Here is a 22,633-nt window from a genome sequence, read left to right on the forward strand (position 1 = left end):
CAGCGTGGAGCCGTGGACACGCCGGCAGCAGTCCGCGGCGCGTCCCTCTGTGCTAGCAGGTGGCGCCGCCCTTGACCTCCTTCTTCAGGATGGCGTCCTTGTCGATAGGGGCCGTGAGCAGCTTCTCCTGGACATAGTCAAAGCCCAGGCGCGCAATGGTGTCGCTCAGGCGCTCGCCGCTCTTGCCCTCGTCGCGGAAGAACAGGATGGCACGCTCAACCACGTCCATGACCTCTTCCTCGCTCGTGAAGATCTTGTCCAGTGCCTGGCCGTGTGCGGTCTTTTTGCCCCAGCGGCCACCGACGTAGACCTTGTAGCCCTGGCCGCCTTCGGTCACGGCGTCGAACGGGCAGGTGCTAATGCAGCGCCCGCAGTGGTTGCACAGTTCTTCGTCGATTGCGATCTTGCCGTTCTCGGCAATGTGCGCGTCGCCCATGGGGCAGGATTCGACGACCTGGCAGACCTTGCAGCCGCGGCATGCGCTCGCGTCGATCTGCGGGATGCGCTGGCCCACGATGCCCAGGTCGTTGAGGTCGGGCTTCACGCACATGTTGGGGCAGCCGCCCACGGCGATTTTGAACTTGTGCGGCAGCTCGACACCGTGGTAGCCCACATAGAAGCGCTCATGCAGCTTCTCGGAGAGGTCGAAGGTGTCGATGAGGCCGTACTGGCAGGTCGTGCCCTTGCAGCTTACGACGGGCCGCACCTTGGAGCCGGTGCCGCCGGCATCCAGGCCATGCTCCTGCAGGAAGTCGATGCAGGCGGGAATGTTGTCGTAGGACACGCCTTGAATCTCGAGCGTCAGGCGCGTGGTCATGGTGACCTCGCCGGAACCAAACTGCTCGCTCGCGTCGGCGACGACCTTCTGCTCGGCTGCGGTGAGCTTGCCGTTGCGCGTGATCACACGGACGTTGAACACGTCGTCGAAGCGCTTGTCCTGCAGGCAGCCCAGGCCCTTCAGGCGCTTGATCTCGGATGCGGGGAGCTTCTTGCCGCGGCGCGGCACGCGCACCTCGTTGAAGGTCGCGCCGCCCTCAAGCACCCGCGTGGCGGTGTAGCCCGCGGCCTTAAGACGATTCTGGGCGAAGTAGCCGCGCTTGCCCTTGGCGCACACAAGCAGCACCTTGGCGTCGCGGTCGATGCCCTCGATGCCGTCCGGCCCAATGCTCGCCAGGTTCACCCAGCGGGCGCCGGGAATCGTGGGCTCGGGCAGGACGTCGATGACCTCGTAGTCCTTCGCCTCGCCAGCCGCGTACTGCGCGGGGGTGAAGGTCTCAAAGCGGCCGGCAAGCTTGTTTTCCAGGATGTAGCAGCAGGTCACCAGCGGATGGATCGCCGTCGAGAACGGCGGGGCATAGCTGAAGTCCATGAGGTCGAGGTCTTCGATCGCAAGCTTCTGGTAGATGGCCACGACCGCGACGTCGCACACCTTGTCGACGGCTCCGGCGCCAAATACCTGCACGCCGAGCATACGGTGGGAGGAGGCGTCGGCGATGAGCTTGATATAGAAGCTCGAAGCTCCCGGATAGTAATGGGCCTTGTCATCCACGATGGCGACGACGCTTGCGGGCTCGAAGCCGGCTTCACGCGCCTGGCCCTCGGTGAGGCCGGTGCGTCCGCCGTTGAGTGTGGCCGAAAGCTTCACCACGCCGGTTCCCAAGACGCCGGGATAGGAGGTCGGGGTTCCGGTGAGGGTCTTCGCAAGGGCGCGCGCAGAGATGTTTGCCGTCGAGCCCATGGCGCTCCACTGGGGCTTGCCGGTGATGGCGTTGCGAACCTCGGCGCAGTCGCCGGCGGCATAGACGTCGGCGAGGTTGGTCTGCATGTACTCATCGACGAGAATCGTGCCCTTGAACATCTCGATGCCAGAGCCCTCGAGCCATGCGGTCGCGGGGCGGATGCCGATGGCAAGCACGACGACGTCGGCCGGAAGGGTTCCGTTGGCGCATTCGACGGCCACGGCGCGCGCGGCGGCCTCGCCCTGGCCGGCCTTGATGCCGGAGAGCGCGCACGAGGTCATGACGCGCATGCCGCCGGCCTTGAGCTGACGCGTCGCCCAGGCGGCCATCTCGGGGTCGAAGGCGTTCGGCATGATTTGCGAGGCGGCGTCGATGACCGTGACGGCAAGGCCGCGCGCCTGGAGGTTCTCGGCGACCTCGAGTCCGATGAAGCCGGCGCCCACCACGACGGCCTTGCGGCAGGAGCGCTCCTCAACATAGGAGCGGATGGCCTCGGCGTCGTCGGGGGTGCGGACGCAGAAGACGCCCGCAAGGTCGGTGCCCGGCACCGGGGGCACGAAGGGGGAGGCACCGGTCGCTATGACGAGCTTGTCGTAGGATTCGGTTCCCGTCGTGCCGTCCGCCCTGCGCACGGAGACGGTTTTCGCCGCCGCATCGAGCCCCGTGGCCTCGACGCCCGTCTCGACGGACACGCCGGTAAGGCCCTCGTACTTGGCGGGCGTGTTTACGATGAGCTCGTCGCGCGTCTCGATGCTCCCGCCGATGTAATAGGGCAGGCCGCAGCCGGCATAGGAGATGTCGGCATCTCGGGTGATGACGCGCACGTCGGCCGTGCGGTCGCAGCGCTTGATCTTGGCTGCCGCCTTGGTGCCGGCGGCCACGCCGCCGACGATCAGGTACTTCATGCAGATCCCCTCTCATGTCTGTGCGCCGCGCGGGCGCAACGTCTACCTCCATGGTAGGGCTGTCTGGGCTGGGCCGCATCGTGTTTTACGGCGACGGGTGAAGAATACCCGCGGAGGGGTTCTTTGCCGGCGCCTCACTCCGTCGAATGCCCGTTGTGCGAGAATGATGCCGAAGGGCGATCAGCGTATCTTCGACGGCCGGCGTGCGGCGAGGATGCGCATCAAGCGAAAAGAGGGGGCCATGGCGTTCGTGTATTCTGCCGGCTGCGGCGCAGCCGAGCTCATCGCAGGCGAGCGCGCGGACAGCGCCCTCGAGAACGCGGGGAGACGCTGATGGACACGCCCTCGCGGTTTCCGCTGTTTGTCGACCTGACCTGCGCACGGTGCCTCGTGGTGGGCGCCGGCTCTGTGGGGCGTCGCCGTGCGAAGGCGCTGGCTTGCCATGGTGCCTGGGTGACGGTGGTCGACCCCAAGGCCGCCGCGGGGCAGGCGGACGAGGCCGCACCAGGTCGCATTGACGTCAAGGCGCGCACCTATCGTTTGGGGGACGAGGGCGGATGCCGGCTCGTCGTGGCGGCGACAAACGACCGGGCGGTGAACCTTCTGGTGGGGCAGCGTTGTCGCGCGGCGGGTATCCCGGTCTCGGTTGCCGACGCGCCGGGTGAGTGCACGTTTTTCTTCCCGGCGCTCTGTGAGGGGGCGGGGCTTACCGTGGGCGTGGTTTCGCGCACGGGCGACCACAGGCTTGTCGCCCGCGCCGCACGGGCCATTCGCTCGCTGCTGGCAGACCTTGACCGTCGCGCGTGACGGCGCTTTCGGCGGGTGTCGCTCAGGCAGGCGCGTTGTCGTGCAGATTTGATGCGAACGAGCTGGTCGGCTGGGTATAACAAATCCAATACGCCGCCGGTTGACGGTGAGTCAATCGTCGAGAGGAAGTTCGCATGGCATATATAAATGTCATCGATGAGTGCAAGCGCTACCAAAGCGGCCCCGACGTCATCGCTGCTAACGACCACGTCTCGTTTGAGGTCGAGCGGGGAGAGCTCGCCATCGTGCTTGGCCCGTCGGGGGCCGGCAAGTCGACCCTCCTCAACATCCTGGGCGGCATGGACACCTGCGACGAGGGTTCGGTCTGCGTCGACGGACGCGACGTCGCCCGCCTGTCTCCGCGTGAGCTCACGCGGTATCGCCGCACGGACGTAGGGTTTGTCTTTCAGTTCTACAACCTTGTCCAGAACCTTTCGGCTTTGGAGAACGTCGAGCTTGCGGCCGAGATTGCGCCCGACGGGCTCGACGCCGAGGATGTGCTGCGCACCGTGGGGCTCGAGGCTCGCATGGACAACCTTCCCTCGCAGCTTTCCGGCGGGGAGCAGCAGCGCGTGGCCATCGCCCGCGCCGTGGCGAAGAACCCTAAGGTGCTGCTTTGCGATGAGCCGACCGGCGCGCTTGACTACAGGACGGGCAAGCAGATTCTCAAGCTGTTGCAGGACATGAGCCGGCTTCACGGGGCGACGACGATCATCGTGACCCACAACGCCGCCATTGCCGCCATCGCCGACCGCGTGATCCACATGCGCGACGGAGCCGTCACCGGCGTGAAGCGCAACCCCAGCCCTCGTCCTATCGACGAGATCGAGTGGTAGGAGGTGGGAATGGAAACGTCTGCTCCTGTGCGCCGTCGCGGCACAAAGCATATGCTCTGGCGCGATATTCGCCGAACGGTCGGAAGGTCGCGCGGCCGCTTCGTGTCCATCGTGCTCCTCATGGCGCTGGGCTCCTTTGCGCTCGTGGGGCTCAAGGCGGCGGGCCCCGATATGCGCGCGACCGGCGAGCGCTACTTCGACACGTACAACGCCGCCGACCTCACGGTGATCGCCAGCATGGGCATCGACGATGACGACGAAGCGGCCATCGACCAGGCAAGCGGCGTTGAGCAGGTGGAGTATGGCTACCTGAAGGACATGGTGATTTCGGGGACTATTGACGCCGTGCGCGTGTACTCGCAGCCGGAGGAGATCTCGCGCGTCGAGGTCGCCTCGGGGAGGCTTCCCCGGAGCGTTGACGAGATCGCCGTATCCCCGACTGTGGCGGAGGAGCACTCCGTGGGGTCGGTCATAGCGTTTGACGAGGAGCCCGACATCTCGGGCGCCGACGCGCTGGTGCGCCATGAGTTCACCGTGGTGGGCGTCATCAATTCGCCCGAGGTGATCTCGAAGGTCAACATGGGCCAGACCCAGACGGGCACGGGGAACCTCTTTGGGCTTGCTGTGGTCGCTCCTGACGCGTTTTCCGTTGACTACCACATGATTGCACGGCTGAGATTTAGCGACACCATGGGGCTCGACCCGTATTCCCAGGAGTATCTCGATCGCGTCGCGGCCCATAAGGAGGAGCTGGAGGAGCTGCTTGCCAACCAGCCGCAGCATCGCTACGAGACGGTGGCATCGTCGTTTGACGAGAGCATCGCGAGCGGTCAGCAGCAGCTGGACGAGGCCCGCTCGACGCTCTCCGACACGGCAGATGAGCTGGCACGGGCCGCATCCGAGCTCGAGGAGGGCCGCGCGCAGATTGCGGCGGCGCAGCAGGAGGTCGATGCAGCCCCGGCGCAGCTCGCTGCGGGGCGGGATGCGCTCGACGCCTCGTGGGAGATTCTCACGGCGTCAGCCCCCGAGCTGGCCCAGGCGCGCGAGCAGCTTGCCCAGGGCAAAGACACGCTTGAGCGGTCGGCGCGCGAGCTGCAGGCGGCGCGCGACGAGCTGGCGCGCCAGCAGGCGGCCTATGACGAAGCTGTAGCGCCTGTGGACGAGGCTCAGGCCCAGATCGACGCGTCGCGCTCACAGCTGAACGAAGGACTGAGTCGCTTTGAGGGCGCGGTTGCCTCTGCGCAGCAGGCGGTGGACGGCCTTGCGGTCCAGGTGGCTGCGGCAAAGGAGCGGCTCGACGAGATCGACCGGCAGCTTGCTGCGCTCGACCCGGCGGACGCGAGCTACGACGAGGCCCGCCAGGAGCTCGAGGGTCAACGCGACGCATGCGCAGCGCAGCTTGATGAGCTTGAACAGTCGCAGGCTCAGGCGCAAGAGGCGCTCGATGCCGCCCTCGCCGCGCGCGAATCGTTCCTTTCGGTCGACGCCACTCCCGGAGACGGCGTCGACGACGGAGGCTATACCGCGTGCTTGGCCGCGCTCGACGCGAAGCAGGAGCAGGTCGATGCCCTGCGCGCGCAGCTGCAGCCGGCCAAAGACGAGCTCGCTGCCGCCGCGGCGCTGATCGATGAGGCGCAGGGGCGCTATGACGCGGGTGCCGCCGCCTATGAACAAGCGCTTGGAGCCTATCAGGTAAACGCCGCTTCCTATGAGGAGGGGCTTGCTGCCTGGCAGGCGGGGGTCCAGGAGCTTGCCGCCAAGACGGGCGCCTACGAGCAGGCGCGCGCCCAGCTGGCGCAGGCCCGGGAGCTGCTGGCTCAAAACGAGCAGACGTACGAGGATGGTCGCGCGGCCTACGAGGAAGCCCTGCCTGCGGCGCAGCAGACCATCGACGATGCCGAGGCGGACCTTGCCGCGGCGCGCGACGCGCGCGACAGCCTGGAAGTCCCGACCTACGCCGTCTATAACCGGCGCGAGATTCCGGGCGCCGAGGGCTATACCATCTATGCCACGATTTCGGAAATCGTGGATTCTCTCGCCAACATCTTCCCGTTTTTCCTGTATTTCGTCGCGGCGCTGGTGACCTTTACCACCATGACACGCATGGTGGACGAGGAGCGCGTGGGCGCCGGGACCCTGAAGGCGCTTGGATACGACGACGCCGACGTCATGAAGAAGTTCGCGTTCTATGGCGGTGTCGCAGGACTTGTGGGTACGGTCATCGGCATCGTGGCGGGGCACACGCTGCTGCCGCTCATCGTCTGGGCGGCCTATGCGCACGCCTATACGCTGCCGGTCATCGAGCTCCATATTCATCCAGGCGTGACCGTGCTCGCGCTTGCGTTCGCCTTCATTGCGGCGGTTCTGCCCGCCATGGTCGCCGCGAAGCACGAGGTGCGCGAGAAGCCTGCGAGCCTGCTGCTTCCCAAGGCGCCCGCCGCCGGCTCGACGATTCTGCTCGAGCGCATTCCCTTGATCTGGCGCCGGCTGTCCTTTACGCACAAGGTGACGGCGCGCAACCTCTTTCGCTACAAGCGCCGCGCACTTATGACCATCGTGGGTGTGGCCGGGGCGGCATCGCTGCTCTTCTGTGGGTTTGCGGTCCAGCATTCCATCTCGGGCATCGGCGACCGGCAGTTCGGCGAGCTCATCGGCTACGACCTTATCGTGGCGGAGCGCGGGCATGTGACCGATGCCGAGGATGCCCAGGTCCAAGATGCCCTCGCCGACGATGCGGTGGCCGACAGCTCGGCGATTCGCTATGAATCGCTCACCAAGGTCGCCGGCAGCAAGGGCGACACACAGTCCATCACCCTGTTGGTGCCTCGGGACGTAGAGGCCTTCACGCAGTACCTCACCATTCAAAACCGTGTAACGGGGGAGCGCCTCGACCTGCCGGCGTCGGGAGCGGTCATCTCGGAGCGGCTGGCAACGCTGACCGGCACCGACGTGGGCGACCTGTTCACGTTCGTCGACGGGGACGGGGTCGAGCGCAGCGTCCGTATCGTCGGCATCTGCGAGATGTACGTGACGCACTTCATGTTTATGAGCGCCGATGCCTATCGGGAGGTGTTTGGCCAGGAACCCTCGCCGAATGCCTATGTGGCGACGCTGGCAGACGGCAGCATCGAGAACACTGAGGTCCAGGCGGCGCGGTTCATGGAGCTTCCAGGCGTGGCGGGCGTGGTGCAAAACACCATGTATATCAACCAGGTGAACATCATCGTCCGGTCGCTCAACATGATCATGACTGTGCTGATCGGCATTGCGTCGGGGCTTGCGGTGGTGATTCTCTACAACCTGGTGACCATCAACGTCTCGGAACGTATTCGCGAGCTTTCGACCATCAAGGTGCTTGGGTTCCGTCCGCGCGAAGTGACCATGTACATCTACCGCGAGACGATTCTGCTCTCGATCATCGGCGTGCCGCTGGGCTGGGCGCTGGGCCGGCTGTTGCAGCTCTATATCATCACCGCGGTGCCTCCCGAGGAGACCATGTTCAACCCTGCGTGCGGCGTGCTCGCCTTCGTGGTGCCCACGCTGGTGATCGCCGCCGTCGTGGCCCTGCTGTACCTGGCGGTCGACCGCCGCCTGCGCCGCGTCGACATGCTCGAAGCGTTGAAGTCGGTCGACTGATAGACGGCCTATATACGGAACATCCCCCGAGGGATCGCCATGCTGGCAGCTCCCCCGGGGGATGGCGCTTTGTAGGGCCGTAGGGCCGTTTGTCGCGCGTCCGTTCCCGTCTTGTTACTTTGCGAACATACCCTTGCGGTTGAACTCCGCCTGCATGGTGCGCAGCATGAGGTCGGTGTCGTCCAGGCCCAGGTGACGCTCGGCCTCGTCCTGAGCAAGCGTGCCGCGGCGACGCGCCCAGTTCTCAAGGCTTGCGGGCGAGCTCTCGCGCGGCAGGGTGCGCACCTCTTCGTCGATGGAGCGGCAGATCTGGCGCGAGTCGATGACGATGATCTTGCCGGCGCGGCGTGCCTCGGCGTAGCCCGGCAGGTGCAGCATGAACCAGGAATCCTCAAACGCCGCGTTGTGAGCCACGTAGGGGCGCTTCTTCATCAGCGAGAGCAGGCGCTTCTGAAGCTCGGTGTCCTCGCGGAAGGGCTTTTTGCCCTCGACGTCCGCCCAGGTGATTTGGTGGATGTCGGCCAGCGGTACACCGGTCTCGCGATACATGTCGGGCAGGCCGCAGAACACGCTTTCCCCACCCTCGGGAACCGCGTCGCTCGTGAGGTCCATGAGCTCCCAGCCTACGTTGATGATGTAGCCGCGCTCGGGCGCACGCCCGGTGGTTTCGATGTCGATGCCAAGCACCTTGCCCTTGATGGGCTTGCGCACCCATTCCACCGCGTAGGCATCGCGGTCGCCGCGCACGGCGCGCGCCACGGCAGAGGCGGAGCGTCCCTGCAGCTTGGCGATGCCGGCACAGGTGTCGTTGTCGGATAGGCTGCGGGCAAGCAGCGGGCTCGAGAGGTTGCGCAGGCGGTTCTCGCCGATCTGATCGCAAAGCTCACGGTTCTGGTCGGCGAGCTGCAGGATCACGTTGAAGTCAAAGCCGGGCTCGTCGTTGGAGCGCCACTCGTCGATCAGGGTCTTCATGGCTTCTTCGCCGCGGCGGCGCTCAGACTCCATGGCGTCGTAGTCGCCGTAGATGAACATGGGGATGAAGGGCTGCATCGAGTATTCAAGTGCTTGGTTGACGTTCACGCTGTGGGTCACCTTCCGAATTCTATGAATAGTTTGCCATATGAAACTAGCACGGATACAATACCGAAATCCGCTTGCCGTTTATGGCATATCGTAGGAAGGGTACGAACCTTCCATATTGGGAATCGATTATACGAAAGAGAGCATCGCTCCATGGATCTTATTCTTCACGTGCTTGAGCATGCATTTGAAGACACGCTGCCGCTCGTGCCGTTTTTGCTGGTGACATACCTTGTGCTCGAGGTGCTCGAGCATGCAGCCGGCGAGCATGTGAACGCCGCCGTACGCCGGGCGGGCGCGGCGGGGCCCGTCGTAGGTGCGCTTCTGGGCATCGTGCCGCAGTGTGGATTCTCTGCCATGGGGGCAACGCTGTACGCTGGCCGCGTGATCACGCTTGGAACGCTCGTGGCCGTGTTTTTGTCCACCTCCGACGAGATGCTGCCGTTGCTCGTGGCCGAGCGCATGGAGGCGGGCGCGCTCGTGCAGATTCTGCTCGTGAAGGCGGCGGTCGCGGCGGTGACCGGAGTCGCTATCGATTTGGGGCTGCGCGCGCTCAGCCATAACGCGCGGGCCCATGCGGCGCTGCGCCGCATCGCCCGCGGCGAACGCGAGGACCACGACCTCATCGACGAGATGGCGGACGCCGGCGCCGGAGCGGACCACATCCACCGTCTCTGCGAGCACGACCACTGCGGCTGCGACGACGATGCCGAAGGGCACGGCCACGCGCATGGACGCCACGACAATGATTCGGAGTCCGCGGGCTGCTGTAGTCATGGCCATGCGCACGACCATCATGGCGGCATGCTGGGCTCCATCGTGAAGAGTGCACTGTCCCATACGATTCAGGTGACGGTCTTTATCTATCTTGTGACCTTCGTGCTCGTGCTGTTGCTCGAGACCGTGGGGGAGGATGCGCTTGCGACCTTCCTGTCGGCCAACGAGGGGCTTGCTGTATTTGCCTCGGCGCTCGTGGGACTCGTGCCCAACTGTGCGGCGAGCGTGGTCATCACCCAGCTGTTCCTGGAGGGCGTGCTGGGCTTCGGCCCGCTCATGGCCGGCACGCTCGTGTCGGCTGGCGTGGGCTTTTTGGTGCTGTTCCGCTCCAACCACAACGCGCGCGAGAACGCCATCATCCTGGCGCTGCTATACGTGCTTGGCGTCGCCTGGGGCTTTGTGTTCATGGCGCTTGGTTAAGAGGTGTTTTTCGGGTGCGGGCGGCGCTCTGTGCAAGTTCGTTTCGGAAAAGGGCGTCCAAACGGCGATCTGCCAAGTAGCCCTAAATGCGCCACCTGTTCTACCTGCGGTTTTCTCTTTGAAACACCTGGTCTACTCGCCACATCGCGTTTTGGACGCCCTTTTCCGAAACGAACTTACCATCGTGAGGCCTCGGAAGCCTTTATTCAGTGTTTCCCGAGAGTCCTCCGCTCTCCCGCGGCAACCCAGGCGTCGTGGCGACTCCCGCTACAATGGATACCGTCGCAGCAACGATTCGTCCGGGAGGCGCACATGGGGACGACCCCGCTCATCTTCAACATTCAGCGGTTTTCGACGCATGATGGGCCGGGCATTCGCACGACGGTCTTCTTTAAGGGCTGCCCGCTTCGTTGCGCGTGGTGCCACAATCCCGAGTCGCAGTCCTTTACGTCCGAGCTTATGGTCGACGCGGATTGCTGCAGCGGCTGCGGCCTGTGTGTCGACGTCTGTCCTGAGGGTGCCATCGCTCTGGCGCCGGACGGTCGCGCGCGACTGGATCGCGGCCGCTGCACCGCTTGCGGGTCGTGCGTCGATTACTGCGCCCAAGCCGCCCGCGAGGTGGCAGGCGAAGCGGCCCCTCCTGTCGAAGAGCTCGTCTCATTGCTTCTTAAAGACCGGTCCTTTTTTGAGCAGTCGGGGGGCGGCGTCACTCTGTCGGGAGGCGAGTGCCTGGTGCAAGATTCTGCCTACCTCGAGGACCTGTGCGCGCGCCTTCACGCGTCGGGCGTCCATGTGGCAGTCGATACCTGCGGCGATGTTTCCTGGGAGCGCATCGAACGCGTGGCTCCCTATGTGGGTCTGTGGCTTTACGACCTCAAAGCGCTTGACGACGAGCTCCATCGCAGCCTGACGGGTGCCTCCAACGCCCGCATTCTCGACAACCTTGTTCGATTGGTGCGCATGGGCGCAGACATCCGTGTGCGCATGCCGCTTGTGCATCCGGTAAACGACAGCGAGGAGAGCATCGGGTCAACGGTGCATTTCCTGCTTGACAAGGTGGGCCGGCTGCCGGTGAGTCTGCTACCGTATCATGCAGCGGGCAATGGCAAGTACCGACGCCTGGGGCGCGCACCGCGCGAGGACTTTTCTGCGCCGGATGATCAGGCGCTCGAACGTATCAGACAGCGATTCGTTGACGCCGGGTTTTCCGACGTCGAGATAGGAGGCTAGCTATGGAGGACCGTGCAGAGGTGGCTGCGAAAGCCGCAGGACAAGACGGCGCCGCGTCGGCGGCCCCGGCGAGCTTCTTCGATCTTGAACGTGCGCAGCTCGCTCGCATCGACGCGGCGCTCGAGGCGATTCGCTCCCACACCGCGCCGTGCCGCACCACGTCGCACGCGACCTGGGAGGACGACCGCGGCATGAACGACCGCGTAAAGCGTCTGCGTCATCAGTCCGAGACCACCCAGCCCTACCTCGACATGGAGCGCGCCCTTATCGAGACCAAGACCTACCTGGCTCATGAGGGCGAACTTTCCCAGCCCGAGCTGCGCGGCATGGTTCTGCGCGATTACTTTGCCCAGAAGACTATCCGCATCGAGCCGGGCGAGCTCATCGTGGGCGAGAAGGGGCGCGGCCCCCAGGCGGCGCCTACGTTTCCCGAGCTCTGCTGCCACACGCTCGAGGACATGCATAACATGAACGACCGCGAGCAGGTGAACTTCCGCGTGACGGAGGACGACCTTGTCGCGCAACGTGACATCATCATTCCGTTCTGGTGCCGCCGCGCCTCGCGCGAGCGCATCATGGAGGCACAGACTCCCGCGTGGCACGATGCCTTCGAGGCCGGCATCTTCACCGAGTTCTACGAGCAGCGCGCAGGCGGACACACCTGTCTGGGCTCCGAGCGCGGCGCCCACGCCGGATTCGACGAGATTCGCGCGCAGATCCAGGACGCCATCGATGCGCTCGACTACTTTGAAGACGACCGGGCGGTGGACAAACACCAGGAGCTCTCGGGGATGCTGCTTGCCCTCGAGGGCGTGCAGGTGCTGGCGACCCGCTATGCCGAGCTGGCCGAACGTATGGCGGCAGACGAGCCCGATCGGCATCGCGCCGAAGAGCTGGCGCAGATCGCCGAGAACTGTCGCGTGGTCGCACACGACCGTCCGCAGACCTATTGGCAGTGGATCCAGCGCTACTGGTTCATCCACCTGGCAATAACGAGCGAGACGAATCCGTGGGACGCCTATACGCCGGGGCGGCTGGACCAGCATCTCATCGGCTACTATACGGCCGATGTCGTAGCGGGGCGCCTTACCCGCGAACAGGCGCTCGAGCTGCTGGAATGCCTCTGGGTGAAGTTCAACAACCAGCCCGCGCCGCCCAAGGTGGGCGTGACCCTGAAGGAGTCCGGCACCTACAGCGACTTCGCCAACATCAACACCGGCGGTATCACGCCCGACGGCAAAGACGGCGTGAACGACGTGTCGTATCTCATTTTGGATTGCATGGACGAGATGATGTTCATCCAGCCCAACTCCAACGTGCAAATATCACGCAAGACGCCGCGCGCCTTCCTGCGCCGTGCCTGCGAGGTGGCGCGCGCCGGCTGGGGCCAGCCGGCGTTCTACAACACCGAGGAGATCATCGACGAGCTTCTAAACGCCGGTAAGAGCCTGGCCGACGCCCGCCGCGGCGGGTCGTCGGGCTGCGTGGAGACGGGTTGCTGGGGCTACGAGGCCTATCCGCTCACCGGGTACTTCAACCTGCCCAAGATTTTGGATATCACGCTGCATGATGGCGTGGATCCGCGCACAGGCAAGATGATCGGCATCAAGACGGGCGATCCGCGCTCGTTTGCGACGTTCGACGAGCTTATGGACGCCTATTTGCGTCAGATGGATTACTTCATCGACATCAAGGTGCGCGGCTCAAACATCAACACGCGGCTGTGCGCGCAGCTGAACCCCGTGCCGTTCATGTCGCTCATGACCGAGGATTGCATTGCACGCGGCGAGGACTATAACGCCGGCGGCGCGCGCTACAACACGACCTATCTGCAGGGCGTGGGCATCGGGTCCATCACCGACGCGCTGGCGTCGCTCAAGTACAACGTGTTTGACGAGCGCCGGTTTGGCATGGACGAGCTGTTGCGGGCACTCGACGCGAACTTCCAGGGCGCCGAGTTCGTGCGCATGAAGAACCTCGTTTCGCGCAAGACCCCCAAGTATGGCAACGACGACGACTACGCCGATGGCGTCATGCGCGCCGTCTTCGACCATTTCCACGATGCGGTGACGGGCCGGCCCAACATGCGTCGCGGCGAGTGGCGTATCGACATGCTGCCCACCACCTGCCACATCTACTTTGGAGAGGTCACCGGCGCCTCGCCGTCGGGCAGGCTGGCGGGAGAGCCGGTCTCGGACGGCATCTCGCCCGAGCGCGGCGCCGATACGCAGGGGCCGACCGCTGTGATCAAGTCGTGCTCTAAGATGGACCATGCGGCGACGGGCGGCACGCTGCTCAACCAGAAGTTCGCCCCGGCCGCCATCGAGGGCGACAAGGGGCTGGACAACCTGGCCGACCTCGTGCGCACGTACTTTGATCTGGATGGCCATCACATCCAGTTCAACATCGTGGACAAGGCGACGCTTATCGACGCGCAGAAGCATCCGGAGCAGTACCCGGATCTCATCGTTCGCGTTGCGGGCTTCTCCGAGAAGTGGTGCAACCTGGGGCGCGAGCTGCAGGACGAAATCATCAACCGGACGGAGCAGGCGTTCTGATGTCCCAAACGGAGTGGATGCCCGTTGGGACACGTTAGGATTTGGAACTGAAAGGGTTTGATATGGCAAAGGAATTCGCTCTGATTGGATGCGGCAATATGGGCGGCGCGATTGCGCGCGGCATCGTGGGCGCGGGGCTTATCGCGCCGGAGGACATCGTGGTGTCGGACGTCTCGCAGGCTGCCCAGGAGCGTCTGGCGGGTGAGCTGGGTTGCGCGGGAACATGCGATAACGTCGAGGCGGTACGGGGCGCCAAGATGGTGCTCATTGCAGTCAAGCCTCAGTATCTCGATGGCGTGGTGAGTGCGTTTGCGGATGCGGTCGACGATGAAGCGATCGTTGTCTCCATTGCCGCGGGTGTGTCCATCGAGCGCCTGGAGGGGCTGCTTGGATCCAGCCGCAAGATCGTTCGCGTCATGCCGAATCTTGCCGCGACCGTCCGTGCGGCTATGAGCTCGCTGTCGCCCAACGCGAATGTTTCTGAGGACGAGGTCGCGCAGGTCAAGAGCATTTTTGACGCGCTCGGGCGCGCCGAGGTGGTTCCCGAGCACCTGATCGATGCGGTCATCGCCGTTTCGGGAAGCTCGCCTGCCTATGTGTGCGTGTTCATTGAGGCCCTGGCCGACGCCGCGGTGGCAGAGGGCATGCCGCGTGCCCAGGCCTATACGTTTGCCGAGCAGGCCGTGATGGGCACGGCAAAGTATCTGCTCGAGACGGGCACGCACCCCGCCGTGCTCAAGGATATGGTGTCGAGCCCCGCAGGTACGACGATCGAGGCCGTGGCGGCCCTTGAGGCCGGCGGCCTGCGCGCTACCGTGATCGATGCGGCACGCGCCGCTGCCGCCCGCAACCGCGCGATGTAGGCGCGCCGCGCGCATGCACAAGGCCCCCTGCTGCGACCTGGAAAGGGTCGGGCAGGGGGCCTTGTCATGTCTTGGGAGTGGCTGCAGGAGGGCTGATGGGGGACTCCCACAGGGCGTCCTTAGGCCGTGCTCGCGGGACGAGGCCGCCACCAACAATTGATCCGCAGCCCGTTGTCGATATGGTGTGCCGCCCGCGTGGGTATGGCTCTTGCCAATTAGTGGTATTCGCAAGTGCTCAAAACTGCCATTTGGCATACTGACGAGCGGGGTCGACCAAAAGGTTGAAATCAACCCCGCTCCGTGATAAGCCGCGTGCTAACGGGCGATGCGATGCAGGAACAGACCGCTTCTAAGCTTAGGTTCAAACCACGTAGACTTCGGCGGCATGAGGAGGCCGGCGTCGGCAACTGCCATGAGCTCGTCGATGTCCGTTGCATGCAGGGAGAACGCAACGCCGTCTGCGCCCGCGCGCCGCTCCAGCTCAGCGGTGCCACGGATGCCTCCCACGAAATCGATGCGGGGGTCGCAGCGCGGGTCGCCGATTCCCATAATGGGTTCGAGCAGGTAGTTCTGCAGTACGGTAACGTCGAGCCCGGCGACCGGGTCGTCCTTGGAGCCCTCGGCTATCGCTGCGGCTAGATCATCGGCGAGAGAAAGGCGCCACCAGCGACCGTCGGTGAACATGCCAAATTCCCCATGGGTGGCAGGTGTTACCGCGCCGGCGCTCTCCTCGACATGGAATCCCGCTTCGCGGACGCGCCCAATGAGTTCGTCCGGCGTAAGGCCGGAACGGTCCGCGACGATTCGGTTGTACGGCAGCACCGTGAGCTGGCTTGCCGGGAACAACACCGACAGGAAGTAATTGAACGGCTCCTTTCCTGTGAAGGTGCCGGCAGCCTGAGCCTCGCGGCGCAGCTCGAGTCCTACTTTGACGGCGGATGCGGCGCGGTGGTGTCCATCCGCGATGTAGGCGCAGGGAATCTGCTGGAACATGGCGTGGATGGCCTCGACGGCGTCGGGACGTTTAATCTCCCAGACCGTCTGCTCGACGTCGGCGTCGGCAAAGTGATACAGCGGCGTTGCCGATTTGGCCGCACCGATGATGATGTCCAGCACGGGCTGGTCGCGGTAGGTCAAAAAGATTGGACCGGTCTGATATCCCAGGGCCCGAATGTGCTCGATGCGGTCGCGCTCCTTCTCTTCGCGCGTGAGCTCGTGGCGCTTGATGGTGCCGTTTTCGTATTCATCGATGGAGCAGATGCCCACCAGACCCGTTTGAACATGGCCGTTCCAGGCGAGCTCGTACAGGTAGTAGCTGCGCGCGCCGTCCTGCAGGAAGGTGTGGTCTGCGATGCGTTCTTGCAGCAGCTCGGAAGCCTTGGCGTACACCTCGGGTGCGTACATATCTTGGTCGGGTGCAAACTGCGTTTCCGGCCGGTCGATGTTTAAAAACGAGAGCGGATGCCCCTCTACGTAGGCAGCGGCTTCGGCACGGTCAAACACGTCATAGGGAAGGGCTGCTACGTCGGCTGCCACCTCGGGAGCGGGACGCGTGCAGGGAAACGGTAAAACCTTCATGGAGAAATCCTCCCAGTTGGGGGCAATATTGGTCGCATTTATCTTCGCACAAGTTGCCCACCTGCCCCGCTGCCGTGGCAGTGTTTTCTCGTGGCGGTCAACTTGACTAGCGGGCCTTGCCGGGTTGGTGGTCGGCTATGTGCCTGAAGGGGGTCACTGTGGTCTCAGGGCTGTGGCGTGGTCCGGTATGTATAAGTCCTGGCGGGCAAACGAAGGGAAATCTGCGCTCTAGGCGAGCCCAGCCTGGCGGGTACGACCCGGTGCGCATAGGTTCTTTTGGACGCATCGTTGTTCTTGCGGCTCGGCGGGTGTCAGTTGGATACGCTGGTCTGTCAGCGGCTATGAGAAATGGCCGTCGCGTTCTCTTAAACCGCTACTTTCGTCGGTCTTTTGTTAGGTCGTTTCGAAAAAGGGCGTCCATTTGCAGAATTGCCGAGTAGCCCAAAAAGCACAACGCTCCGACCTGCTGTTTCTTTGAAGGAAAATCTCGGCTACTCGAGGGTTTCCGATTCGGACGCCCTTTTTCGAAGCGAGTGCGTACGGCGCGGGCCAGGATAGGTAGAAGCGGGGCGGATGGCGTGGCGCCAAGCCCGCATCCGTCCCGCGCCGGCTTCGTCGGTGCCGGGAGGGGCTTACTTGATCACGCGGACGCGATAGACGGCGGGGATCTGCTTCAGCGCCTCGATGGTCGAGTCCTCCAGGTGTTCGTCGGTGTCGAACATGGTGTAGGCGTTCTCGCCAGCGCTTTCGTTGACCATGCGCTGCACGTTGGCGTTGTCTTTGGCAAGGATCGCCGTGATCTGGCCGATCATGTTGGGCACGTTGGCATGCAGGCAGGCGATGCGGCTCGCTGCGCGCGCCTTACCCATGGAACAGCTTGGGTAGTTGACCGAGTGTGCGATGTTGCCGTTTTCCAGATAGTCCTTGAGCTCGGAGATGGCCATGTCGGCGCAGTTCGCCTCGGCCTCGCTTGTGCCGGCGCCCGAGTGCGTGGTCACGTAGGTGTTGGGCATGAGTACCGTCTTGGGCGTGGCGAAGTCGGTGGCAAACCAGGAGAGCTGACCGGAATGCAGGGCGTCGTTCACCGCGTCTTCGTCAACGATGGTCTCGCGTGCGAAGTTGATGAGGATGGCGCCCGGGGCCAGCAGCGCCAGCTGGTCGGTGCTGATCATGCCGATCGTGTCGGCTTTGCTGGGCACATGGAGCGTAAGGTAGTTGCAGTTGCGGCAGAGGTCCTCAAGGGTGCCGACGCGCTGCACGTCGCGGCTAAGCTCCCAGGCGTGTTCGACCGAGATGAAAGGATCGTAGCCATAGACATCCATGCCAAGCTGCACGCATGCGTTTGCGACCTTCGATCCCACGTTGCCCAGGCCGATGACGCCGATGCGCTTGTCTTTGAGCTCCTGGCCCACGAATGCCTTCTTGACCTTTTCGGCGTCGACCATGATGTTGGGGTCATCGGCGTTGTTGCGCACCCACTCCATGGACTGCACCACGCCGCGGCTGGAGAGGATCATCATGCACAGGACCATCTCCTTGACGGCGTTGGCATTTGCTCCGGGGGAGTTGAACACCACGACGCCGCGCTTGGCGTAGTCGTCGACGGGGATGTTGTTCACGCCTGCGCCGCAGCGGGCGATGGCGCGGATGCTCTGCGGCAGGTCGTAGCCGTGCAGGTCGGTCGAACGCATGAGGATGGCGTCGGCTTCGGCGGTGTCTTCGACGAACTCGTAGCCCGAGCCAAACTCGACGCTTCCGTCTTTGGTGATGTCATCGATGATTTTGATCTTGCGCATGATGCTCCCATCGGTGGTCGCGTGCGTTTCTCCTCCGCTCGGGCAGTCCTGTTCGTTCGGAGTCGCCACTGGCGTCTCCGGCTCGTGCGGAACTCGCTGAGGAGAAACGCACGCGACCACCTGCGCGGCAGGGGAAACGGGTCAGTACAGAAAAAGGGGTGCACGGGGGTCTGCTTGGAGGGGCCGTGCGGGGCGCGACCTATGTGGCCTGTACGGCGCGGGACCACGGGGTCGCAGAGCGGCGTGGGCTAGCGGCGGGGACAAGGCCCTGCGGCTAGCCTAGAGCGATCGATGGGCAGCCTCGAATTCCTCCATGTAGGCGGCAAGCGCCTGAACGCTTTCAAGAGAGACGGCGTTGTAGATGCTCGCGCGCATGCCGCCGGTGAGCCTGTGTGCCTTGACGCCCTCGAGGCCGCGACTGCGTGCTCCCTCGATAAACGTGGTGTCCAGCTCGGGGGAGGTGCAGCGGAAGGTCACGTTGGCGATGGAGCGTGACGCGGGCTCGGCAAAGGGCTTGAAGACCTGGCTGCGGTCGAGCAAATCGTAGAGGGTCTGCGCCTTTTCGTGGTTCATGCGGCCCATGGCCTCAAGGCCACCTTGCTGCTCGACCCAGCGGAACACCTTGCCGCATACATAGATACCGAAGGTGTTAGGGGTGTTCATCATAGAGCCGGCATCTGCCTGGCGGCGATAGCTCATGTAGGTGGGGCAACACGCCTGCGCGGGGCCGTCCCCAACAAGGTCGTCACGAACGATAACCACGGTGACGCCTGCGATGCCCGCGTTCTTCTGCGCGCCGGCGTAGATGAGCCCATAGCGTGAGACGTCGATCGGCATGGAAAGGAAGCAGCTTGAAACATCTGCTACCAGGGGGGTCTCGCCTGTGTCGGGCAGGTCGTGGAACATGGTGCCGAAGATGGTGTTGTTCTGGCAGATGTACACGTAGTCCAGCCCGTCGGCCTGCGCGCGCACGCCGCTGAGGTCGGGGATGCGGTCGAACCCCGTGTCCTCGCTGGTTGCCAGGACGGGCGCCTCTCCATAGTGGCAGGCCTCCTGCCATGCGAGCTTCGCGAAATGGCCGGTGACGATATAGCCGGCCTTGCCGCGGCGCATGAGGTTCAGCGGGATGCCCGCGAACTGCAGCGTGGCGCCGCCCTGCAGGAACAGCACCCGATAGGAGTCCGGAATGTTCATGAGGCGGCGCAGCGTGGCCTCGGCGTCCTCGATGATAGCGGCGTACGCCTGCGACCTATGGCTCATTTCCATCACCGACATGCCGGTGCCATGGTAGTCGAGCAGCTCCTGTTGAATCTCTTTCAGCACGGGCAGCGGCAGCGCTGCCGGGCCGGCCGAGAAATTGTGGACGCGGGCCATAGGACGATCCTTTCGGATGGGGGTTATTCGACGTTGTGCGGTCTTTGCCGCGACGTCGGCGTTTGTTCGGGTTACTCTACCATAGTAAAGCTTCTGCGGATACCCGCTGCATATAATCCGAGTGAAAAACTATGATTAACATTGTGGCGCCCCATTGACTGGGGCTTGGGAGGGCGGGCGAGCGGCGGCAGGCGAGCTGAGGCGGATGAGCGGGAGCAGGTGAGTGGGGGCAAGCGAGCGGAAGCAGACGACCGGAGCAGGCAAGCGAGCGGAAGCAGGCAACCGGATCAGGCGAGCGAGCGAAAGCAGGCGGCCTGGCGAGCGGCCGGGCGACCGGGCAAGCGAGCTGAAGCAAGCGACCAGGGGCAAGGAGGGCGGATTGTCTATGGTGCGGGTACCGGCGCGATACAATAAGGAAAACCGTCCGGCGACGGATTGAGAGGCGTGGTATGGCGATCTATGTGACATCCGATGCTCACGGGCACCTGCGCGCGTTGGATCGCGCCCTGGAACTTGCCGCGCCTGGTCCCGACGACACGCTTTACGTGTTGGGGGATATGGTCGACCGCGGACCCGAGCCCGTGGGCGTCCTGCAGCTTGTGCGCGGCATCCCGGGCGTCCGCGTCCTCATGGGCAACCACGAGCGCATGATGCTCGACGCACTGCTTCACGACAGCGATATCGACTTGGGAACCTGGGCCCTCAACGGAGGCTATGCGACTGCTCCGGGTCTCGACAGCCTTCCGCGCGAGGAGTTCTCGGACCTGATTGACTGGATTGCTAACCTGCCGCTCTACGACGTGGTGGAGACTCCCGAGCGCGCGTTCATCCTGGCGCATGCGGGAATCGATGCGCTGGCCGCGCGCGGGTACCTGGCGACGGCTGGCGTCGATTGCAGCGAGGGCCGAGGCGCCGGAGATGCGACGCGCGAGCAGCTGATGGACATGATGTCGCAGCAAGACCCCCAGGACCTGCTCTGGATTCGCGAGCGTTTCTGGGCGGAGTCGACGGGTTTGGTCGGTGCAGACGGTACGGGGCCCGTGGTAGTTGCGGGGCATACGCCGTCGACCGCCCTTGGCTTCTATGCGCAGGCGGGAGAGGGCGTCGGCGTCACCGAGGACGGGCGCGGCGTGGTCACGCCGCTTGGAGCCTGCGAGGCAACCGGAGGGGTCGCCGACCGCATCGATATTGACTGTGCGGCTGCGGGCGGCGCCGACATGGGACGCGTGGGCGTTTTGCGTCTGGACGATGGCGCCACCTGGTATGCGGAGGTTAAGCCGGGGGAGTAGCACGGGTATCGGACGGAGCGTTGGCAGACACGCGCCGCTGTGTGCCGCCGCGAGACGAGCCGCGTCGCCGGACGAGCGCCGCTTTCGGGCGGGTCGCTTGCCCGGTCGCCCGCTCCGGTCGCTCGCCGAAGCGCCTGGCGCAGCCGGCTTGGTGCAACCGGTTACCTTGCGTCGCCAAGCGCGCGCTGCCGCAAAGCAAGCGCGCCGCTAGGCGAACGGGTTGCGCTCCCGCGTGATCTCGCGCCGCACGCGCGCGTATTCGACCACGAGCAGCACGAGCAGCAGCGACATGGTGCCCAGATAGCTCGCCACCGCGCCGGCAAGCCCCAGCAGGTTCACGAGCACGAGCGACAGCACCACGGACGCTCCAAACGAGAGCGCGTAGAGCTTCATGACCGCACCCTGCCGGCGCAGCACCGTGATGATGGCATAGAGAAAGTCGATGGCCGCCGTCACGCCGCCGGCGAGCACCATTAGGTGGGCAAGGGCCTTGAACTGCGAGAAGTCGACGCCGTACATAAAGCTCATGAGCGGGATGCCCAGCCACTTCATGAAGAGCGTCATGACGATGGTGAGGCCCAAGATCACGGCCATGACGGCGACGATGATGAGGTCGAAGCGCCGGCGCTTGCGCGGATTGGACCAGATGCTCGCCAGGCGCAGCAGCTGTGGCTTGTACACGAAGCCGATGGTGAGCAGGATGCCCTGCGCCGGGAAGTAGAGCGCGTTGAAGTAGAGCTGGTTGTCGTAGGGAAGGGCGCCTTCCATCACGAACTTCGGGACGCTCTCGATAAGGTTGAACAGGAAGAGCGCCGCAAAGAGTGGGAAGCAATGGCGAAAGAGGTCGATGACCTCGTCGATCTTCCAGCTGCGGGACTTCTCGGTCTCAAAGAGGGCGAGCGGCAGCGTAAGCAGGACGAGTGACGCGACGGAGGCCACCGCCATGGCGACCGACGCCACGGCGAGGTCGCGGGTGACAAACAGGAGGAGCGAGAACGCGGCAACTGCGGCGACCGAGCGCAGCGCCTGCGAGATCCCTGCAAGATAGAGCTTGTCGGCCTGCTGCAGCCGTCCCTCGTAGACATCGGCGATGCCGTCGACAAGTTTGTAGACATAGACGCCCGCGCAGATGGTGAACATATGGGCGTCGTAGTCGCGCACGGTGCAATAGAGCAGGCCAACCACAAACGCCGTGATGCCCGTGAGCCACCGGTTGATCTGGTACGACGAGAACGAATGCGTCTCGTCGATGTCGGATACCTGGTAGTTTCTCACACCGTAGTTGGCGGCGATCATGAGCAGCGTGCCGGTGACGAACGCCATGGAGAACATGCCCGCTTCCTCGGTGCCGGCAAGCTGGGTCGACACCACGGTGAGGATGGGGAAGACCACACCCCATATCGAGGTGCCGATGGTGTTCCACACATAGTCCCGACCGGTGCTATGGGATTCGTACTGTGCCTCCTGCTCGCTGAGCGAGCCCTTGTAGACGGCTTGCAGCAAACGTGTCCACCATTGGTTGATGACGCGGGCGAGCCAGGGCTGGTGGGTCGGGCGTCGCGCGGTGCGGGCGGATGCGGACCCGTGTCCGGGCCTCACGTCTACACGTGCCCCCGAAGTGGCTTCCGCGTCTTCCGCTCGACGAAAAGACGGCTGGTCAGCGTGCCTGTCGCTCTGAGGTAGGCGTTCTCGAATCTTGTCCCAAGGCGTCATGGTTTTCGATGCTCCCATCCGTGGCGCCGTCG

The 22,633-nt window shown here is 64.2% G+C and carries 14 protein-coding genes; 8 read left to right on the top strand and 6 right to left on the bottom strand.

Annotation, left to right across the window (positions count from 1 at the left end; translation table 11 throughout):
* Positions 1 to 52 precede the first annotated feature (52 nt).
* Positions 53 to 2,644: an FAD-dependent oxidoreductase gene (locus tag B5F33_RS06930; RefSeq protein WP_087411083.1), complete on the bottom strand. Its 2,592-nt coding sequence runs from the start codon at positions 2,642 to 2,644 to the stop codon at positions 53 to 55.
* 333 nt (positions 2,645 to 2,977) lie between these two features.
* Here B5F33_RS06930 and B5F33_RS06935 point away from each other — a divergent pair, with 333 nt between their 5' ends.
* The 3 genes from B5F33_RS06935 (at position 2,978) to B5F33_RS06945 (ending at position 7,923) form a co-directional block, all read left to right on the top strand.
* Positions 2,978 to 3,451, top strand: a complete 474-nt coding sequence (locus B5F33_RS06935) for a bifunctional precorrin-2 dehydrogenase/sirohydrochlorin ferrochelatase (protein ID WP_087411084.1) — start codon at positions 2,978 to 2,980, stop codon at positions 3,449 to 3,451.
* A 134-nt stretch (positions 3,452 to 3,585) separates the two neighbouring features.
* Positions 3,586 to 4,287, top strand: coding sequence for an ABC transporter ATP-binding protein (locus B5F33_RS06940; protein WP_087411085.1), 702 nt, complete (start codon positions 3,586 to 3,588; stop codon positions 4,285 to 4,287).
* Between the two features lie 9 nt (positions 4,288 to 4,296).
* Positions 4,297 to 7,923, top strand: a complete 3,627-nt coding sequence (locus B5F33_RS06945) for an FtsX-like permease family protein (RefSeq protein WP_087411086.1) — start codon at positions 4,297 to 4,299, stop codon at positions 7,921 to 7,923.
* Positions 7,924 to 8,037: 114 nt separating this feature from the next.
* Here B5F33_RS06945 and B5F33_RS06950 read toward each other — a convergent pair whose 3' ends face one another.
* Positions 8,038 to 9,003, bottom strand: coding sequence for a DNA polymerase III subunit epsilon (locus B5F33_RS06950; protein WP_087411087.1), 966 nt, complete (start codon positions 9,001 to 9,003; stop codon positions 8,038 to 8,040).
* Positions 9,004 to 9,156: 153 nt separating this feature from the next.
* Between B5F33_RS06950 and B5F33_RS06955 the strand changes: the two genes are divergently transcribed.
* The 4 genes from B5F33_RS06955 (at position 9,157) to proC (ending at position 14,851) form a co-directional block, all read left to right on the top strand.
* Positions 9,157 to 10,200 (top strand): putative manganese transporter, encoded by a 1,044-nt coding sequence (locus B5F33_RS06955; RefSeq protein WP_087411088.1) that lies wholly within the window; start codon positions 9,157 to 9,159, stop codon positions 10,198 to 10,200.
* A gap of 312 nt (positions 10,201 to 10,512) precedes the next feature.
* Positions 10,513 to 11,430, top strand: coding sequence for a glycyl-radical enzyme activating protein (locus B5F33_RS06960; protein WP_087411089.1), 918 nt, complete (start codon positions 10,513 to 10,515; stop codon positions 11,428 to 11,430).
* Positions 11,431 to 11,432: 2 nt separating this feature from the next.
* Entirely contained in the window at positions 11,433 to 13,988 is a 2,556-nt protein-coding gene (gene hypD / locus B5F33_RS06965; protein ID WP_204214451.1) for a trans-4-hydroxy-L-proline dehydratase, read from the top strand.
* 62 nt (positions 13,989 to 14,050) lie between these two features.
* Complete coding sequence (gene proC / locus B5F33_RS06970) at positions 14,051 to 14,851, top strand: pyrroline-5-carboxylate reductase (protein ID WP_087411090.1); 801 nt, start codon at positions 14,051 to 14,053, stop codon at positions 14,849 to 14,851.
* Between the two features lie 315 nt (positions 14,852 to 15,166).
* Here the strand turns inward: proC and B5F33_RS06975 are convergent, their stop codons facing one another.
* The 3 genes from B5F33_RS06975 to serC all read right to left on the bottom strand — a co-directional run bounded on the left by B5F33_RS06975 (position 15,167) and on the right by serC (position 19,599).
* A complete protein-coding gene (locus tag B5F33_RS06975; protein WP_087411091.1) occupies positions 15,167 to 16,429 on the bottom strand; it encodes a DUF1015 family protein in 1,263 nt (420 codons plus the stop codon).
* 632 nt (positions 16,430 to 17,061) lie between these two features.
* Positions 17,062 to 18,225 carry a phosphoglycerate dehydrogenase gene (locus B5F33_RS06980; protein WP_087411092.1) on the bottom strand — a complete coding sequence of 388 codons (1,164 nt, stop codon included), beginning with the start codon at positions 18,223 to 18,225 and terminating at the stop codon, positions 17,062 to 17,064.
* 279 nt (positions 18,226 to 18,504) lie between these two features.
* Positions 18,505 to 19,599 carry a 3-phosphoserine/phosphohydroxythreonine transaminase gene (gene serC, locus B5F33_RS06985; protein ID WP_087411093.1) on the bottom strand — a complete coding sequence of 365 codons (1,095 nt, stop codon included), beginning with the start codon at positions 19,597 to 19,599 and terminating at the stop codon, positions 18,505 to 18,507.
* Positions 19,600 to 20,048: 449 nt separating this feature from the next.
* Here serC and B5F33_RS06990 point away from each other — a divergent pair, with 449 nt between their 5' ends.
* Complete coding sequence (locus tag B5F33_RS06990; RefSeq protein ID WP_087411094.1) at positions 20,049 to 20,888, top strand: metallophosphoesterase; 840 nt, start codon at positions 20,049 to 20,051, stop codon at positions 20,886 to 20,888.
* A 207-nt stretch (positions 20,889 to 21,095) separates the two neighbouring features.
* On the opposite strand, the gene B5F33_RS06995 is transcribed toward B5F33_RS06990, so the two are convergent.
* Positions 21,096 to 22,391, bottom strand: a complete 1,296-nt coding sequence (locus B5F33_RS06995; RefSeq protein WP_239284915.1) for an oligosaccharide flippase family protein — start codon at positions 22,389 to 22,391, stop codon at positions 21,096 to 21,098.
* Positions 22,392 to 22,633 lie beyond the last annotated feature (242 nt).

The sequence above is a fragment of the Collinsella sp. An2 genome (genome assembly GCF_002160065.1).
Taxonomy (GTDB): domain Bacteria; phylum Actinomycetota; class Coriobacteriia; order Coriobacteriales; family Coriobacteriaceae; genus Limicola.

What these genes read in the sequence shown, in the direction of transcription:
- B5F33_RS06960 (WP_087411089.1), top strand. Translation starts at nt 10,513, where the DNA reads ATGGGGACGACCCCGCTCATCTTCAACATTCAGCGGTTTTCGACGCAT.
- proC (WP_087411090.1), top strand. Translation starts at nt 14,051, where the DNA reads ATGGCAAAGGAATTCGCTCTGATTGGATGCGGCAATATGGGCGGCGCG.
- B5F33_RS06955 (WP_087411088.1), top strand. Translation starts at nt 9,157, where the DNA reads ATGGATCTTATTCTTCACGTGCTTGAGCATGCATTTGAAGACACGCTG.
- hypD (WP_204214451.1), top strand. Translation starts at nt 11,433, where the DNA reads ATGGAGGACCGTGCAGAGGTGGCTGCGAAAGCCGCAGGACAAGACGGC.
- serC (WP_087411093.1), bottom strand. Translation starts at nt 19,599, where the DNA reads ATGGCCCGCGTCCACAATTTCTCGGCCGGCCCGGCAGCGCTGCCGCTG.
- B5F33_RS06945 (WP_087411086.1), top strand. Translation starts at nt 4,297, where the DNA reads ATGGAAACGTCTGCTCCTGTGCGCCGTCGCGGCACAAAGCATATGCTC.
- B5F33_RS06980 (WP_087411092.1), bottom strand. Translation starts at nt 18,225, where the DNA reads ATGCGCAAGATCAAAATCATCGATGACATCACCAAAGACGGAAGCGTC.
- B5F33_RS06990 (WP_087411094.1), top strand. Translation starts at nt 20,049, where the DNA reads ATGGCGATCTATGTGACATCCGATGCTCACGGGCACCTGCGCGCGTTG.
- B5F33_RS06975 (WP_087411091.1), bottom strand. Translation starts at nt 16,429, where the DNA reads ATGAAGGTTTTACCGTTTCCCTGCACGCGTCCCGCTCCCGAGGTGGCA.
- B5F33_RS06930 (WP_087411083.1), bottom strand. Translation starts at nt 2,644, where the DNA reads ATGAAGTACCTGATCGTCGGCGGCGTGGCCGCCGGCACCAAGGCGGCA.
- B5F33_RS06940 (WP_087411085.1), top strand. Translation starts at nt 3,586, where the DNA reads ATGGCATATATAAATGTCATCGATGAGTGCAAGCGCTACCAAAGCGGC.
- B5F33_RS06935 (WP_087411084.1), top strand. Translation starts at nt 2,978, where the DNA reads ATGGACACGCCCTCGCGGTTTCCGCTGTTTGTCGACCTGACCTGCGCA.